The sequence below is a fragment of the Streptomyces sp. ISL-11 genome (assembly GCF_018614525.1).
Taxonomy (GTDB): domain Bacteria; phylum Actinomycetota; class Actinomycetes; order Streptomycetales; family Streptomycetaceae; genus Streptomyces.
Genome location: NZ_JAGGOL010000169.1, coordinates 1 through 15,821 on the forward strand (window position 1 = coordinate 1; position 15,821 = coordinate 15,821).

Below are 15,821 nucleotides of genomic sequence, written 5' to 3' on the forward strand. Positions count from 1 at the left end.
ACGAGTCGCCGTATGCCGCCTGTCGGCGGGAAGTCCTGGAGGAGCTGGGCATCTCTCCCGTGATCGGCGCCCTCCTGGTCGTGGACTGGGCACCGAACGCCCAGGAGGGCGACAAAGTGCTCTATGTCTTCGACGGCGGCCTGCTCCAGCAAGGCGACTGGCACGCGATCGAGATCGCCTCGGACGAACTGCTGACAGCCAAGTTCCAACCGCCGGAAGCCCTCGACGAACTGTTGATTCCGAGATTGGCCCGCCGAGTGAAACAGGCGATCACAGCGCGGGAACAGGCACACCCGCAGTACCTGGAGCACGGCGAGCCGATGCCGGCCTCGCTAACCGGCTTGACGGCCGTCTCGCCAAGCCGGCATCGCCCAGTTGCACGGTAGGCACCGCGGGTGGAGCTACGCAGCGGAACCTGTTGGTGTTCCGTTGAGCAAGGCTGCGAGGCTGCCTCGTTGTTCCGGGGTGGGTGCAGGAGCCTTTTCCAGCTCCGAAGAGACCCAGTGGTCCAGGCTGACCGTTGACCGGCCTTCCCAAGCGGGCTCGCCCTCTGTGGCCATCAGTTCTCCTCGTTGGTTTCGCGAAGAACGGAGCACAGGGCAGCGATCAGCCTTCTGTCCCGGTCGTGCGTGAGCTTGTCGCGTGCGTCGTCGGGCGCGAGCCAGGTCATTCGACTCACCTCTCGACTGGGCACGAACTCACCGTCCACCGCCCGTGCCGCCCAGTAGCGCACCTCTTTCGGGCGCCCCTGCGCGTCGATGTATCGAGCGGTCGGCAAGGGCGCCCCGAGGGCGCATGTCATGCCGGTCTCTTCCAGCACCTCCCGGACAGCAGCCTCGCGGGCATGCTCGCTGCGCTTGAGCTTGCCTTTCGGATGTGACCAGTCCGCCCACCTCGGTCGGTAGACCAGGGCAAGCTCAATGCCCTCACCGGTGGGGTCGTGGCGCCACAGGACGCATCCTGCGGCCTGAACTATCGGCAGCTCTTCCATGGTTCCCATGCTGCCGGATCCTCGCCATAAGGCTGCTGACCTGCGGTTTTGTTGACCGTTGTTAACTTTCATACGGCGACTGGTCGCACCCGAAAGGCAAGCTCAAACGCGGCGAGGACGCGGAAGGGTGCGCGCTGCGGGAGGTCCGGGAGGAGACCGGCATGTCCTGCGAACTCGGCACCCCCCTCCCGACGGCCCACTACGTGGCGGCGGGCCGCCCGAAGGAGGTCCGCTACTGGTCGGCGCGGGCCACGTCCGGCGCGTTCGCGCCGACCCGGGAGGTGGACCGCGTCCTGTGGTTGCACCCGACGGCGGCCCGCGGCCGTCTGACCGAGGAGCGGGATCGGGTGCTGGTGGATGCGTTGTTGGAGGTTCTGGGGGTCATGTGAGCGGGCGGCTGCGGGCCGTGTCGTGTGCACCCCCGCTGCGCGGTGGTGTCCTCAAACGCCGGACGGGCTGAGATCGGCTGGGCTCAGCCACCATCAAGCCCGTCCGGCGCTTGAGGACGCGCCCGCAGGGCGCTCGCCGCCGCAGGCGGCAAGGAGGCCCGCGGCCGCGGACACCGCCTGGGCCGTGTCGTGCGCACCACCGCTGCGCGGCGGTGTCCTCAATCTCCCCCAGCTACCGCTGGGAGGTGCCCCCAACGGGCTTGATTGTGGCTGAGCCGTCCGAATTCAAGCCCGCCCGGCGTTTGAGGACACCCGCAGGGCGCCCGCCGCCGCAGGCTGCAAAACCCCCTAGCCGCCAGGCGCAAGCGCCTCCCAGCGCAAGGTGACCTCCCCTTGCCGCCACCGCCGCGGCCCGTCCGTCACCGGCCAGGCGTCGCCGAGGGAGGACACCGCGCGGATCCACCGCTGGCGCGCGCTCAGCGGGGCGTACGGGGCCGCCAGGGCCCATGCCCGGTCGAAGTCGCGGAGGAACGCGTGCACCGGCTCGCCCGGGACATTGCGGTGGATGAGCGCCTTGGGGAGGCGTTCCGCCAGGTCGGAGGGTGTCGACAGAGAGCCCAGGCGGGTCGCGAACGTGACCGTGCGCGGGCCCTCCGGGCCCAGCGCCACCCACACGTGCCGGCGCCCGATCTCGTCGCACGTGCCCTCGACCAGCAGCCCGCCCGGCGCCAGCCGCCCGCACAGCCGGGCCCAGACCGCCGCGACCTCGCCCTCGTCGTACTGCCGCAGCACGTTCGCCGCCCGGATCAGCGCCGGCCGGCGCCCCGCCGCCAGTGGTACCTCGAACCCGCCGTGGGCGAAGGACAGCCCCGGACGTTCGTACGGCACGGCCGCCGCGACCCGCGCCGGTTCGATCTCCACCCCGACGACCTCCGCGTCCGCGCACACCGTGCGCAGCCGCCCCAGCAGCTCGACCGCCGTCCACGGCGCGGCCCCGTACCCGAGGTCGACCGCGACCGGGTCGGGGCAGGAGCGCAGGAACGCGCCGTGCGTGTCGGCGATCCAGCGGTCCATGCGGCGCAAGCGGTTCGGGTTGGTCGTCCCACGCGTCACCGAACCGACGGGACGGCCGGGCGGGGCGGTGCGGGGGGCCATGGGGAAACCCTATGGCAGGCACGTTCCGGTGCGGTACGTCACTCTTTGGTAAAGCGGAATGGGAGTCGGCCTCCGCGACGTTGGCACCGTTGACAGGTGGAGCACGCATCCATGGCGGGTGCAGCACCGATGCCGGTGCACGCGCCCATGGCGGATGGAGGACACGCACGGTGAGCCAGTACGCATCCAGGCTCGGCGCACGCCGCGGCCGCGCGCTCGGCACGCTCGCCAACACCCCGCTCCGGCGCCTCGGAGCCCCCCGCAGGCCCCGCCGCATCGCGATGCTCAGCGTTCACACGTCCCCGCTGCACCAGCCCGGCACGGGCGACGCGGGCGGGATGAACGTCTACATCGTCGAGCTGGCCAAGCGCCTCGCCGCGATCAACATCGAGGTCGAGATCTTCACGCGCGCCACCACCGGCGCGCTCCCGCCCTCCGTGGAGCTGTCCCCCGGCGTGCTCGTCCGGCACATCGACGCCGGACCGTACGAGGGCCTGGCCAAGGAGGAGCTGCCCGCGCAGCTCTGCGCCTTCACGCACGGCGTGATGCAGGCGTGGGCCGGCCACCGGCCCGGCCACTACGACCTCGTCCACTCCCACTACTGGCTCTCCGGCCACGTCGGCTGGCTCGCCGCCGAGCGCTGGGGCGTCCCCCTCGTGCACGCCATGCACACCATGGCCAAGGTCAAGAACGCCGCCCTCGCCGCGGGCGACACCCCCGAACCCGCCGCCCGCGTGATCGGCGAGACCCAGATCGTCCGGGCCGCCGACCGCCTCATCGCCAACACCGACGGCGAGGCGGAGGAGCTGATCCACCACTACGAGGCCGAGCCCGCCAAGGTCGCCGTCGTGCACCCGGGCGTCAACCTCGAACGCTTCACGCCCGGCGACGGCCGCGCGGCCGCCCGCGAACGGCTCGGCCTGCCCGCCGACGCGCTGATACCGCTGTTCGCCGGCCGCATCCAGCCGCTCAAGGCCCCCGACATCCTGCTGCGCGCCGTCGCCGACCTCCTCGACCGGCGCCCGGAGCTGCGCTCGCGCGTCGTCGTGCCCGTCGTCGGCGGGCCCAGTGGCAGCGGCCTGGCCAAGCCCGAGGGCCTGCAGAAGCTCGCCGCGCGCCTCGGCATCTCCGACGTCGTCCGCTTCCGCCCACCGGTCGGCCAGGAACAGCTCGCGGACTGGTACCGGGCCGCGTCCGTCCTGGTCATGCCGTCCTACAGCGAGTCCTTCGGCCTGGTCGCCGCCGAGGCGCAGGCGTGCGCCACGCCCGTCGTCGCGGCGGCCGTGGGCGGACTGCCCGTGGCCGTGCGCGACGGCGCCAGCGGCTTCCTCGTCGAGGGCCACGACCCCGCCGACTACGCGCGGGCGCTGGGCCGCTTCGCCGACGAGCCCGCGCTGGTGGACCGGATGGGCGACGCCGCCGCCCGGCACGCCCGGTCCTTCGGCTGGGACACGGCCGCGGCCGCCACGGCCGATGTGTACACCGCGGCGATCAACGAACGGCGCCGTCGCCTACGCTCGACGCATGTCTGACGCGAAAACCGTCATCGAGCGGACGTTCCAGGAAGCCGGGCTCGAATGGGAGAGCCCGGCCGACGGCACGTATGTCGTGAAGCTCCCCGGCACCCGCAAGCTGTCGACGACCGTCTCGCTGATCGTCGGCAGGCACTCGCTGTCGGTCAACGCCTTCGTCGTGCGGTGCCCCGACGAGAACCACCCGGCGGTCCACCGCTGGCTGCTGGAGCGCAACACCCGCCTGTACGGGCTGGCGTACGCGATCGACCGGCTCGGTGACGTCTACCTCGTCGGCCGGCTGCCGCTGGCCGCGGTGACCCCCGACGAGATCGACCGGATCCTGGGCACGGTGCTGGAGCACGCCGACGGCAGCTTCAACACCCTGCTGGAGATGGGCTTCGCCACCGCGATCCGCAAGGAGTACGCCTGGCGCACCGCGCGGGGGGAGTCCACGCGCAACCTCGACGCGTTCACGAACCTGACGCGGCGCGAGGACGGCTGACGGAGGGCCCGGCCTCCGCGACCCGGGCCGGCTGACGGGCCGCCACCGGAGTGGCCTGCTCCGCCGGAGGCAGCGTCCGCATCAGCAGCCAGTACCCGGCCGCGGCCACCGTGCCGATCACCGCGCACCCGGCCCACAGGGTGTCCGCGCCGAAGCGGTCGATGACCACGCCGCCCGCCAGCGGGGCGATCAGCCCGGCGGCGGACCAGGAGAGGGTGTAGACGCCCTGGTAGCGGCCGCGGCCGTGGACGGGGGAGAGCCGCACCACCAGACCCATCTGGGTGGGGGAGTTGATGATCTCGCCCAGCGTCCACACGCAGACGGTCAGCATCAGCAAGCCCAGCGACGACCCGGCGAAGGCGGTGAGCCCGAAGCCGTACCCCGCGAACAGCGCGGAGAGGACCAGCAGTCGTCGCGGGTCACGGTGCTCGATGAAGCGGGTCACCGGGATCTGGACGGCCACGATCAGGACGCCGTTGACGGCCATGGCCACGCCGTAGTGGCTGGTGGAGAAGCCGTTCGCGCCCATCGCCACCGGCAGGGCGACCGAGGACTGCTGGAAGATCAGGGCGATCAGGAACGACAGCCCGACGACGCCCATGTACCGCCCGTCGCGCAGCACCGTGCCCATGCCGATGGCGGGCTCCTGCGGGCCGCCCGCCTCCGCGGCCGCCGGCCGGGACTCGGGGAGCTTGGCGAAGACGAGGATCGCGCACGCCAGGGTCATGACCGCTTCGCCGAGGAAGCCGATCAGATAGCTGTACCGCGCGATGAACCCGGCGGCGACGGACGAGAGCGCGAAGCCGAGGTTGATGGCCCAGTAGTTCAGGGCGAAGGCCCGCACGCGGTCCTCGGGCGCCACGATGTCGGCCATCATCGCCTGCACGGCCGGCCGCGAGGCGTTGCTCGCCATGCCCACCACGAAGGCGACCGCCGCGATCGCCACGGGACTCTGGACGAACCCCAGCACCGCCACGGCCACCGCGGTCGCCACCTGCGCGATCAGCAGGGTCGGCCGGCGGCCCAGCCGGTCGGTCATCACCCCGCCGCCGATCGAGGAGACGACGCCGCCGAGCCCGTGCAGGGCGGCCACCAGCCCCGCGTACGAGGCCGAATAACCCCGCTCGACCGTCAAATAGAGTGCCAGGAACACGGAGACGAACGCGCCGAGCCGGTTGACCAGCGTGGAGGTCCACAGCCACCAGAAGTCCCGGGGAAGCCCCGAAACGCTTTCCTGCGCGGCCCGTCTGACGCTCGCCACGGACATCCCACTACCCCCGATATGTAAGTCCCGCCACCTGCTTCCGCAACTTACACGCGGCGACGTCCCGCACGCCATCCAATTGATGATCTCCGTCAACCGTCCATAGCGTGGTACGCCCGCACGGCGCAACCCCCACCGTCGTTTACGCTCATGGCATGGCCGACGCACCGTACAAGCTGATCCTCCTCCGCCACGGCGAGAGCGAGTGGAACGCGAAGAACCTGTTCACCGGCTGGGTGGACGTCAACCTCAACGACAAGGGCGAGAAGGAAGCGATCCGGGGCGGTGAGCTCCTCAAGGACGCCGGCCTGCTCCCCGACGTGGTTCACACCTCCCTCCAGAAGCGCGCCATCCGCACCGCGCAGATGGCCCTGGAGGCCGCCGACCGCCACTGGATCCCCGTTCACCGCTCCTGGCGGCTGAACGAGCGCCACTACGGCGCTCTCCAGGGCAAGGACAAGGCCCAGACCCTCGCCGAGTTCGGCGAGGAGCAGTTCATGCTCTGGCGCCGTTCCTACGACACCCCGCCGCCGGCGCTCCAGGACGGCACCGAGTTCTCGCAGAGCGACGACCCGCGCTACGCCTCCATCCCCCCGGAGCTGCGCCCGCGCACCGAGTGCCTCAAGGACGTCGTCGTCCGCATGCTGCCGTACTGGTACGACGGCATCGTCCCGGACCTCCTCGCCGGCCGCACGGTCCTGGTCGCCGCCCACGGCAACAGCCTCCGCGCCCTGGTCAAGCACCTCGACGGCATCTCCGACGCCGACATCGCGGGCCTGAACATCCCCACCGGCATCCCGCTCGCCTACGAGCTCGACGCCGACTTCCGCCCGCTCAAGCCCGGCGGCACGTACCTCGACCCGGAGGCCGCCAAGGCCGCCATCGAGGCCGTGAAGAACCAGGGCAAGAAGAAGTAAGACCGATCGACCAGGCCCCCTACCTGCGCTTTCGCTGCGGGTAGGGGGCTTGTTGCTGCGCTGGGGCCGTCGGTGGGCCGTCAGGCGGTCGCCTTGCGAGGCCGTACGCGGCGGACGGTGACGCGGAGCGCGACCATGAGCACGACCGGGATGACGTAAGGCAGGGGCACGTCGACCCACAGGGCCAGAGCGCCGCCGCCTCCGCCGACCAGGGTCAGCGGGAAGCCGCGATGAGCGACGTGGATGAGTAAGCCGGGTTGTGCCACCATGGGCTACCTCCTGGTTTGGTCTCTTGGCAAGAGTGACTACTAATGGAGAAAACGAGCCGCCCCCTGGCCGGGGGGCGGCTCCTCCAATGTAGCGAGACTCTACTCACGGCCGTGCGCGATAGACAAATTCCCAGCTGAATCGCTGTTTTTGTAGCTACACCAGCGTCTGCGCCTCGAGCTGGTCTGGTTAAGAGGTACTTGAATTAGATGTCCACCTATTCGGACTTCTGTATTCCGGATGCTCTTGATGGGTTCTTCTTCTAGTGACCTAGCCATCCCGTTGGGCATCCCGTTGGGCATCCCAATGGGCATCCCGTTGGGCATCCCGATAGGCATCCCAATGGGCATCCCAATGGGCATCCCGTTGGGCATCCCGATAGGCATCCCGTTGGGCATCCCGTTGGGCATCCCGTTGGGCATCCCGTTGGGCATCCCGTTGGGCATCCCGTTGGGCATACCGATGCCATCCCGTCGGGCATACCGATGCCATCCCGCTAGGTCGGCGACCAAGGCCCTCGCTGTGTCTTTTAACGGCTGATGCGTGCGACGAAATGACGGGTCGCCGCATGCTCTTTAGTGGCCGCCTAAAGGGTGATTTTGTGCTGTCATGCGGCTCCCGTGGAGAGGCAATTTATTGGCGCGGCTTGCGCTGTTTTCTGAGCTGTCTGTGTGGTGGCGTGACCGGGTTTTTGTGCGGGGTTGGGTGCGGTGTGGCGGGGGGTTTTCGCTGGCTGCTGGTGGGAGTTTCGGAGGCCTGGCGGCGTCGTGGTTCCTCTACTCGTAGACGGCTGCGATGGCTCTGCGGGTGCGCTCTTGGCTGCCCGGCATGAGGTGCGCGTAGACGCGGAGGGTCAGGGCCGGGTCCGAGTGTCCGAGGTACTCGGCCAGGGCTTTGATGCTCTCGCCCGCGTCCAGCAGCGCGGACGCGTAGAAGTGCCGCAGGGCGTGCATCCCGTGCTCGCGTGCTGCTGCGTAGCTGTCACCCTTTTCCGGGGGCGGGATGACGCCGGCAGCCACGAGAGCGGGCTTCCAGGCGTCATCGTTCAGCGACGTCCGCCACACGTGCCCACCCATTGGCGCGGAGAAGATCAGCCGTTTGGTTACCAGTGGGCCGGTCGCGGTCTTCCACGGCAGCGTTATCTCTATTGGGGGGAACTGCTTCATGTGGGCCCGAAGGGCATCGGCAACGGGGCCGGGTAGCGGCACATCCCGCAGCTTGCCGCCCTTGGGTGGGGCGAAGACGGGCTTGCTCCGGCTCAGCTTGAGCTGCTGCACGATGTGCAGGGTGTCGGTGTCGAAGTCGATCGCGTCCTCGGCGACGCCCAGAATCTCGCCCTGGCGCGGCCCGCAGCCTGCACCCAGATCCACCATGGCCTGGTACCGCGTGGGCAGCGCGGCGCGCACTGCGAAAACGCGCTCCGGCGACCAGGGCGCGACGCGCTTCCGCTCCACGGCCGGCGCCTTGACCGTGCGTGCGGAGCACGGGTTGCGCGGCAGATAGCCGTCGTCGACGGCGGCGCTCAGTGCGGCTCGGACGTTGGCGTAGATCGTCCGGGCGTAGGCGCCGGCCACGCCGTTGTCCGCCATGCGCTTCACCCAGTCGCGGATGTGTTCCGGCTGGAACGACCCGAGCGGGCGGGCGCCGATGTACGGGAAGGCGTGGCGCCGGAGCTGCGACGTCATCGACGCTTCTGTGTTCGGGTCGTTTGCCGCGGTCGGAAGCCACTTCTCGGCGTATTGCTGAAAGGTGGTCCGCGCCAATCGCGGATCGACGTACTGGCCGCGTGACATGTCTGCCTCGATGTGGGCCAGCCACTGTTCGGCAAGACGCTTCTGGCCGTCGCGAAAGGACTTGCTCTTCTCTGTGCCGTCAGGGGCGAAGTAGCGGGCGCGGTAGCGCATGCCGGTGCCGTAGCGGTCGGTCTTCACTCGTCTGGGCTTGTGGTCGGGCCCGGGTTCGGTCTTGTACCAGCGGTCTTGGATGTGGCCTGCCATGTGCGGCGGCTCCTGTTCTCCTGATTTCGGTGACGTTGAGTGGGCGCCTTCGTGTGAGGCATACGGTCGGCGGGGGAAGGGCTCGAGCCTGGGTTGCGGAGGGGGCGCGCGGGGTTTCGGCCCGTCGTCCTGTGTGACTCACACGGGTCATACGAACTGGTCAGTGGCTCACACGGGGCGTGTGCGTCATACGTGCGCTGCGGGGCGTGTATGAGTGGCGGGTGTGTGGGTCACACGGCCTGCGGCAGTCACTGTGCGTTGCGGGCGGTGGCTTCCGTCGGTAGCGCGCTCGGTGCCCCAGGGAGGGAGGCAGTGGCCGGGCGGCAACGGAGTTGGGGACGCTCCCCGGGGCGGGTTGTGGTGTACCTCCCTGCCTCCCTGCGGGACCTTTTGCGCTGGTCACCGCGAGGGAGGCAGGTGAGGGAGGGAGTCAGGGAGAACTCCCTGACTCCCTGCGTGGGGGAGGGTGCTCAGGCGGCGTCGGGGGCGGTCTGCTGGGTGACCCAGTCGCGGACGCGGGCGGGGTCGTATCGGACGTGCTTGCCGACACGGAAGCCGGGCGGACCGGTGCGCTTGCGTCGCCAGGCGTAGACGGTTTCCAGTGGCACCGACAGCAGCGCGGCGAGGTCTTCGGGAGTGAGGTAGCGGTCGGGCAGGCCGGAGCGCAGGGTGTCGCGCGGGTCGCTGTGTTCGGGTCGGGCGGCTTTCATGACGCTTCCCCTTCGGCGGCGGACTGCGGGCGGGAAGGCAACAAGGCAACAACGGGCGTTTGCGGTGTTGCCTTGCGTTCGCGCTGGTCAGGGCCCTGGGGACAACGAGGCAACAGAGGCAACACGCCTTGGGGGGCCTTGGTGGGGCGGTCGGGGGCTGTTGCCTGCGTTGCCTTGTTGCTTTCGGGGCTGTGACCTGCGGGTTCGGAGGCAACAGGGGAGGCAACACCTGTTGCCTTGTTGCCTGCGACCGGGGCTGTCTGGCTGGGCAGCGCGTACGGTCCGCGCTGCCCGAGCTGGGTGAGGCGGCCCCGATCCCGTAGTCGCCCCATGAGGGTGCGTACGGTTTTCGGGTCCTGCCCGGTTGCTTCTGCGACCTGCTTGGGTGTGCTGGGTCCGTGTTCGTGCAGATGAGCGAGGATCTTCGCGTTCGGCTCGGTGGCGGTCGCGATGTCGGCCGGGCCGTCGACCAGGTACCAGGTCATGGAGCCGTCATTGCGCCGGAGCGCGTACTCGTTCTCTTCCACGTCGCGCCCGGTGAGGTTGAGCAGTCCCTCGGCCTCCCCGCGCGCCTTGGAGAAGAACAGGGTGGCGTCGGCGGCGCCGTTGATGCCGTTCGTGCCGCTGGTGGCGTCCATCCAGTCGGAGGACTGGGCTTTGCGGATGTGGTGCACGACCACGAACGCCACTTGGTACGCGTCCGCCAGGTGCTTCAGGGCGGTGATGGCGGCGTAGTCGGCCGCGTACGCGCTGGTCTCGCGTCCGGAATCGGAGCGCACCTTCTGAAGCACGTCGACCATGACCAGGCGGGCGCCGGGATGCTGGTCAAGCCAGCGCCGGATGCCCCCGAGACCGGCGGGCAGGTCCACATGAATGTGCAGGGCGGGCGGCGGCTCCCCGTCCCCGAGCACCCGGTGAAGGCGGGACTGCATGCGCCGGGGCGTGTCCTCCAAGGCCAGGTAAAGGGCTTCCCCCTGTTCCACGGGGATGGAGTCGAGCGCCTTGCCGCCGGTGGCCACCGCGAGACCGAGCCCCAGGCAGATCCAGGACTTCCCCACCTTCGGCGCCCCTGTGAGCACGGTGAGTCCCTCGGGGATCAAGTCCGGCACTGCCCAGCGGGCTTCCGGGAACTCCGCCCGGTACAGGGCGTCGGCGGTCCATGCGGCCTGCCGGTTGGCGGGCCCGATATGGTCGCTGCCCTCCAGCGTGGGCAGCATCTCGGAGACCAGGGCGGCAAGCTGCGGCGGCTCCGCGCCGGGGCCATCGGTGGCCTGCAAGAGCCGCAGCCCCAGCGAGCGGGCGGCGCGCAGCCGCGCGGTCTTCTTCACTTCCTCCGCGTGCCAGGTGGCGTCAGGCACGTGGGACAGGGCGAGTTGGGAGACGTAGGCGGGTCCGCCGGCGGTGTTCAGCTGGCCCGCGCTGGCGAGCGCGGCCGTCAGTGCGGCCGGGTCGACAGGCTCACCGCGTCCGATCCGGTCTGCGAGCATCTGCCACACGGTGGCGTGCGCGGGCCGGTAGAAGTCGGCCGGGGCGAGAATCGCGGCCAGCTCGGGGAAGCGGTCGGGCCGATCGACGGCACAGCCGATTACGGCGCGCTCCAGCTCGTCATCGTGCGGCATGGTCAGATTGGCACTCATGCGGGCACCCCCTCACTGGTCGGCCGATCCGGCCGGGCGCCGTGTGGTCTTGGCCGGGTGGCTGTTGATGGGCGTCGAGAGGGGTTCGACGGGCGTCAAGGCGGGTTCGACGGGCGTCATGACACCTGCTTTCCGGGGCTGACGCGGACGCACCGCGAGGACCGTCCGGCGTGTTGGAAGCGGGTCGGCGATCGAGGGAGTGACGCCCGTCGACGGCTCGTTCGACGGGCGTCGACGCGGGGTCGACGGGCGTCGAGATGCGGCACTTGGGGCCCGATCTGCCCGCGCCCGCACGGGGCGCGGGCGCTCGATCCGCGCAGCCTCGTACGGTCGATCGCGGCAGGTCAGCCCTCGACTGACGGGCGGTGTGGTCGGTCGGCCGAACCGGGCATACGCCCAGCTCATCCCCTGCAACCCCCACCGCGTGGGCGGTTGTCTCGCGGGCGTGCGCGAGCCGCGCCAGCGTGAGCGCGTCGACTGCGTGCGGGGCGTCGACCAGTCGACCGGCCGGACCGGTCGGGGTGGTCGACGCGGCCGTCGAGGCGCACAGCAGGAGCGCGAACAGCAGGGGCAGGCGGTCGGCTTTGACGCGGTTGCACGGTCGGCACGCGAGCACGGTGTGCTCCGCCCGCCAGGTGCGGAACAGCGAAATCGGCACGACGTGATCGATGGTCGCCTGCCGCAGGTCCTCGAACGGGGCACGGCAGTAGGTGCAGTGCTGGCCGTCGCGCAGGGCGAGGGTGCGCTTCCTCGCCCTGCGACGAGCCGCGTTCAGATGCGGCGTGTCGTGCTGGCTCATGCCGTCGCCTGAGCGCTGTCGCTGCCGGTCAGCTGCTCCCAGGTAATCGTTCGCGGGTCCTCCGGGGGCGTGACGCCGATCGCGTAGCGGCCGTCGTCCAGCCAGACCGTCAGCGGGCGCGGCCCCCACAACTGCCGGTTGACGGCCACGGTGAAGCACGCCCGGCGGCGCTGGCGGGCGGGCATCGCATCCAGATACGCGGCGGAGAGTTCGGAAACCTTCGCGCGCTTGCAAGTTGAGGGGAACTCGCGTGCCAGATCCGCAGCGAGCTGCACGACGGCTTCGATACCGAGGCGCGCGATACCTTCCGCCAGGAAGCCATCGATCTCGTGCGTCCGGCCCCTGAGCTCCTGGCTTCCCCTCCCGGGGAGGTCCGAGGCGTACAGCGCGACGGCCATCATGGATTGGGAGATCGGTTCGGCCAGGCCGCCCACGTACCAGTGCTCTACGCACAGCCGATACGCATAGCTCCACGCCGAACCCACCGCCTGCTTCGTTGCGCCCTCGGCGTCCAGGTCGGCGCGCCGGGCGTTAAGCCCGGCCAGGCCGTGGGCGTTCAGCGCGTCGGCGAGCGCAGCCATCAGCTCCACGTCCGTGGGCAACACCGGGAGTCGGTAGAGCCGCGTGAACAGGCCCGTTGCGACCTGCTCACGGGTCAGCTGCACCGAACCGACCGGGACCCGCGGGAAGAGCTCGCCGGGCAGACGACGTTCCACTAAGCGGGGCACCGAGACCTGGCCGGCAGGCCGTTCGGCGAGAGAAACAGGCATCATGGGGACAGCCCTTCTGGGTCAGGGGAGCGGCTGACTGCTTGGCGGTAGGGAGCCGCTCCCTGCTTGATCTCCGGAGTCCGGACGGTGCTAAGTCGTCTGGACTTTTGCGCTCCATCTGGTGCGCACCAGTAGCGTGCATCTGGTGCGCACCAGAGTCAAGACCCTCTGGGTGAGCTGATTCCCCAAGTCGCCCCTGGTGCGCACTTCTAGGGAACCTCGCCCCTCAACCGCCCGGTAGCCAACAGGGCTTAACTTCGGTGTTGTTAAACCCCGTACACCTGCGGCGTTGTGGGGCATCCTGCTGGAGGCAGGCTCTTCCTACGCGGCGAGGCGGTGCACGTGAGAGAGGTACTGCGAGGGGCGCGCACTGCCCGGGGGTGGTCACAAGAGCGCCTGGTGCGGGAGATCGACGGCTACGCGCGCCAACACCTGCTCGACGTGGCATCGGTCGCGAGCCTGCGTGTCTACGTCTCCGAGTGGGAGAACGGCAAGCGCGCGATCTCGAAACGCTACGCCGCGATACTCCGACGGCTACTCGGCATCACCGACGAAGAGCTGTTCGCAGAGCGCTCTACACCGACTCAGCTTCCCCTGGCCGGCGGATATGACGAACTGGTGAACCGCATCGACTCGGCCCGAAACGTCAGCCTGACCATGGTGCAGACGTTCATGGACCAGACCGAGTTGCTGCGAACGGTTGACCGGCAGATGGGTGCCGCGAGCCTCGTGGACCAGATGACCGGCCACCTGGCGACGCTGGAGGACGCCCTGACGTTTGCGGTACTGCCCGACACCCGTCGGCCAGTGGCTCGTGCCCTCGCTGGAGCTGCGACGCTCGCGGCTTGGCAAGCCTTAGACGCGGGAGCAGTCGAGAGAGCGTGGCGACACTACGAGCTTGGCAAGCGTGCCGCTCAGGAAGCCAACGAGCCGATGTACCTCGTGCACGCGATGGCTGAGCAGGCGTACGTACTCTGTGACGCGGGACGGCCTGGACTCGCGGTCGACCTTGTCCGGGACGCCCAGCAGGCGGGCGGCTCTCGCCTGTCCCCACGCCTTCAGGCGTGGCTCCACGCGGCGGAGGCGGAGATCTGCGCCAAGGCGGGTATGCCGGACGACTGCCGTCGCTCCCTTGATGCGGCTGCGGCCTGCCTTCCTGCTGGTCTGGAGGCGCGCGACCCCGACATGTTGAGTATCTTCCTGAACGAGGGGCACTTAGCCCGCTGGCGTGGAAACGCGCTGGCGTCGCTAGGTGACGATGAAGCCGTGAGCAGCCTCTATGCCGCTCTGGACGCGATAGATCCCACGTTCATTCGTGCCACCTCGGGACTGCGGTGTGACTTAGCGCAAGCCCACTTGGCGCGCGGAGAGCTCGACCAGGCGCAAGAGCACCTGCGGCAGGCGCGGCTGCTGGCTAGCCGCACCGGATCAGTGCGGCACCGCCGGCGGATTGAGCAACTCACGGAGCGGCTGTAGTAGCGCTCTCGCCGCGCGAAGCGAGGACGTGCAGAAGAGCAACCAGCGTCCCCGATCCCATCAGCTCGTCGCGCGCCATCAGGGCCGGGATGTCGGCCAGGGGCACCCACTCGACATGGCCTGCTTCCTCCATGTCGGTCGGATTCCCTATGTGACGTGCACCATGGCCAACGAAGATTTCATGCGGCGAGTCGACCATGCCCACCATGGGCTGATAGGTGACGACGTGCTCCAGGGAATCCGGTCGCCACCCCGTCTCTTCCTCGACCTCTCGCAGGGCCGTGCCGCGCGCTTCTTCCCCGGTGTCCACAATCCCGCCGGGGAGTTCCCAGCCCCACTTGTCCGGGACGAAGCGATACCGCCAGAGCATGAGGACACGGTCTTGATCGTCCAGCACGGCCGCGATTGCGACGTGCTGAAGTCGCACTACGTGATGTTCGAAGCGCTCCACCCCCGGCGGCTCCACGTCGACGAGGGCCAGCTTCACCCACGGGTTGTCGTACACGGTCCGCTCGCCGTGAATCTGCCAGGGCTCCAGCTCTCCGGGTGAGCTGACGCTCACGGCCGCTCCCTTCGACCTGTCGGCTGGCACGACGTATGAGCTACGTCCCCGGACTTCCAACACCTTCTCGGCGACGAGTCTCGCCAAGACCTGCCGTAGCGCGGTGCGGCCTATGTCGAGTTGTTCGACCAAGGTGCGTTCCGATGGCAGCTTGTCGCCGGGGGAGAGCTTCCCCGACGCGATCCACTGTCGGATCGTCTTGTCGACCCGTGCGGTCTTCGGTCCCATCCCCTGAGCACACTCCCGAATCGTCGCTTGGTGCACACCAGCGTATCCACCAGGTCCTGTCTTCAACCGCGACGTCTTCTGCGGGTCAGGGCGAAGAGCTGAAAGGACGGCCTGACGGCCGACGACCATCGGCGCACCACCGCCGGATGTGGCCGGGGCATGGTGGCGTGATCGGGCGCCGTGGAGGTCAGGCTTCAGGCAGAAGGACGGCTGCAACATCCCTCGGTGTTGCAGCGCTCGGACGTAGGCCAGTGTCCAGCCCTCTCCTCCCACGTTGCCTGTTGTCTCGCCTGTTGCCCTGCCTGTCACCTGTCACCTGTCTGTACCCTGTAGCCCCCAGGTCAGAGGGGGTATAGGCGCCCGGGATGGCTGTTGCGGGAGGCGCGTTACAGGTGACAGTGACAGGTGACAGCTCGCCCGTCGCCCCGCGCTTGGCCGTGCGGAAGAGCCCCGCCGGCGGCCGCCGCCAGCTGGATGTTGAGAAGGCTTTTCACAGCGCCGGGACCCGCCGGAGCCCGCCGACCGCATGCCGCTCGACGTCCCACCGCCTGCAGCTGAGGACGGCGCGGACCCCCCCGCGGCTGCCTGAAAGGCCCCTCCTGGACTGCCTCCTGTGCCTTGTCGCGGTCCAGGGAGTCAGAGA

At 69.4% G+C, this 15,821-nt stretch carries 14 protein-coding genes and 2 pseudogenes; 6 read left to right on the forward strand and 10 right to left on the reverse strand.

All coding sequences use genetic code 11. From position 1 onward, the window contains the following. Positions 1-386, forward strand: a 386-nt coding sequence (locus J7E86_RS27405) for an NUDIX domain-containing protein (RefSeq protein ID WP_215085320.1), incomplete at its 5' end; no start/stop codon positions are given. A 173-nt stretch (positions 387-559) separates the two neighbouring features. On the opposite strand, the gene J7E86_RS27410 is transcribed toward J7E86_RS27405, so the two are convergent. Continuing rightward, positions 560-991 carry an NUDIX hydrolase gene (locus J7E86_RS27410; protein ID WP_215085368.1) on the reverse strand — a complete coding sequence of 144 codons (432 nt, stop codon included), beginning with the start codon at positions 989-991 and terminating at the stop codon, positions 560-562. Positions 992-1,062: 71 nt separating this feature from the next. Between J7E86_RS27410 and J7E86_RS27415 the strand changes: the two are divergent. After that, positions 1,063-1,380: pseudogene (locus tag J7E86_RS27415) on the forward strand (NUDIX hydrolase); the annotation flags it as partial. Positions 1,381-1,728: 348 nt separating this feature from the next. Here J7E86_RS27415 and J7E86_RS27420 read toward each other — a convergent pair. Continuing rightward, positions 1,729-2,535: a class I SAM-dependent methyltransferase gene (locus tag J7E86_RS27420; protein ID WP_215085322.1), complete on the reverse strand. Its 807-nt coding sequence runs from the start codon at positions 2,533-2,535 to the stop codon at positions 1,729-1,731. A 170-nt stretch (positions 2,536-2,705) separates the two neighbouring features. Here J7E86_RS27420 and mshA point away from each other — a divergent pair, with 170 nt between their 5' ends. Then, entirely contained in the window at positions 2,706-4,067 is a 1,362-nt protein-coding gene (mshA, locus tag J7E86_RS27425) for a D-inositol-3-phosphate glycosyltransferase (protein ID WP_308312747.1), read from the forward strand. Next, positions 4,060-4,551: a YbjN domain-containing protein gene (locus J7E86_RS27430; RefSeq protein ID WP_215085324.1), complete on the forward strand. Its 492-nt coding sequence runs from the start codon at positions 4,060-4,062 to the stop codon at positions 4,549-4,551. The genes mshA and J7E86_RS27430 overlap by 8 nt, the downstream gene beginning before the upstream one ends. Here the strand turns inward: J7E86_RS27430 and J7E86_RS27435 are convergent. Next, on the reverse strand, positions 4,520-5,818 hold the full coding sequence (locus J7E86_RS27435) for an MFS transporter (RefSeq protein ID WP_215085326.1): 1,299 nt from the start codon (positions 5,816-5,818) through the stop codon (positions 4,520-4,522). The genes J7E86_RS27430 and J7E86_RS27435 overlap by 32 nt on opposite strands. Positions 5,819-5,970: 152 nt before the next feature. Here J7E86_RS27435 and J7E86_RS27440 point away from each other — a divergent pair, with 152 nt between their 5' ends. Continuing rightward, positions 5,971-6,732: a phosphoglyceromutase gene (locus J7E86_RS27440; RefSeq protein ID WP_215085328.1), complete on the forward strand. Its 762-nt coding sequence runs from the start codon at positions 5,971-5,973 to the stop codon at positions 6,730-6,732. 80 nt (positions 6,733-6,812) lie between these two features. On the opposite strand, the gene J7E86_RS27445 is transcribed toward J7E86_RS27440, so the two are convergent. The 6 genes and pseudogenes from J7E86_RS27445 to J7E86_RS27470 form a co-directional block, all read right to left on the reverse strand. Then, positions 6,813-7,001, reverse strand: a complete 189-nt coding sequence (locus J7E86_RS27445; protein ID WP_215085331.1) for a hypothetical protein — start codon at positions 6,999-7,001, stop codon at positions 6,813-6,815. 774 nt (positions 7,002-7,775) lie between these two features. Next, the gene (locus tag J7E86_RS27450) at positions 7,776-8,996 is read right to left on the reverse strand and encodes a site-specific integrase (protein ID WP_215085333.1); all 1,221 of its coding nucleotides are present in this window, start codon (positions 8,994-8,996) and stop codon (positions 7,776-7,778) included. Between the two features lie 470 nt (positions 8,997-9,466). Beyond that, complete coding sequence (locus tag J7E86_RS27455) at positions 9,467-9,706, reverse strand: helix-turn-helix domain-containing protein (RefSeq protein WP_215085335.1); 240 nt, start codon at positions 9,704-9,706, stop codon at positions 9,467-9,469. After that, positions 9,703-11,343 (reverse strand): AAA family ATPase, encoded by a 1,641-nt coding sequence (locus tag J7E86_RS27460; RefSeq protein ID WP_215085337.1) that lies wholly within the window; start codon positions 11,341-11,343, stop codon positions 9,703-9,705. The genes J7E86_RS27455 and J7E86_RS27460 overlap by 4 nt, the downstream gene beginning before the upstream one ends. Before the next feature lie 637 nt (positions 11,344-11,980). Further along, positions 11,981-12,142: pseudogene (locus J7E86_RS31420) on the reverse strand (HNH endonuclease); the annotation flags it as partial. After that, positions 12,139-12,915 carry a hypothetical protein gene (locus J7E86_RS27470; RefSeq protein WP_215085341.1) on the reverse strand — a complete coding sequence of 259 codons (777 nt, stop codon included), beginning with the start codon at positions 12,913-12,915 and terminating at the stop codon, positions 12,139-12,141. The gene J7E86_RS27470 and the pseudogene J7E86_RS31420, both read right to left, overlap by 4 nt. 396 nt (positions 12,916-13,311) lie before the next feature. On the opposite strand from J7E86_RS27470, the gene J7E86_RS27475 reads away from it, so the two are divergent. Next, entirely contained in the window at positions 13,312-14,388 is a 1,077-nt protein-coding gene (locus tag J7E86_RS27475) for an XRE family transcriptional regulator (protein ID WP_308312748.1), read from the forward strand. Here J7E86_RS27475 and J7E86_RS27480 read toward each other — a convergent pair. Beyond that, positions 14,372-15,178, reverse strand: coding sequence for an NUDIX domain-containing protein (locus J7E86_RS27480; protein ID WP_215085343.1), 807 nt, complete (start codon positions 15,176-15,178; stop codon positions 14,372-14,374). The genes J7E86_RS27475 and J7E86_RS27480 overlap by 17 nt on opposite strands. Positions 15,179-15,821 lie beyond the last annotated feature (643 nt).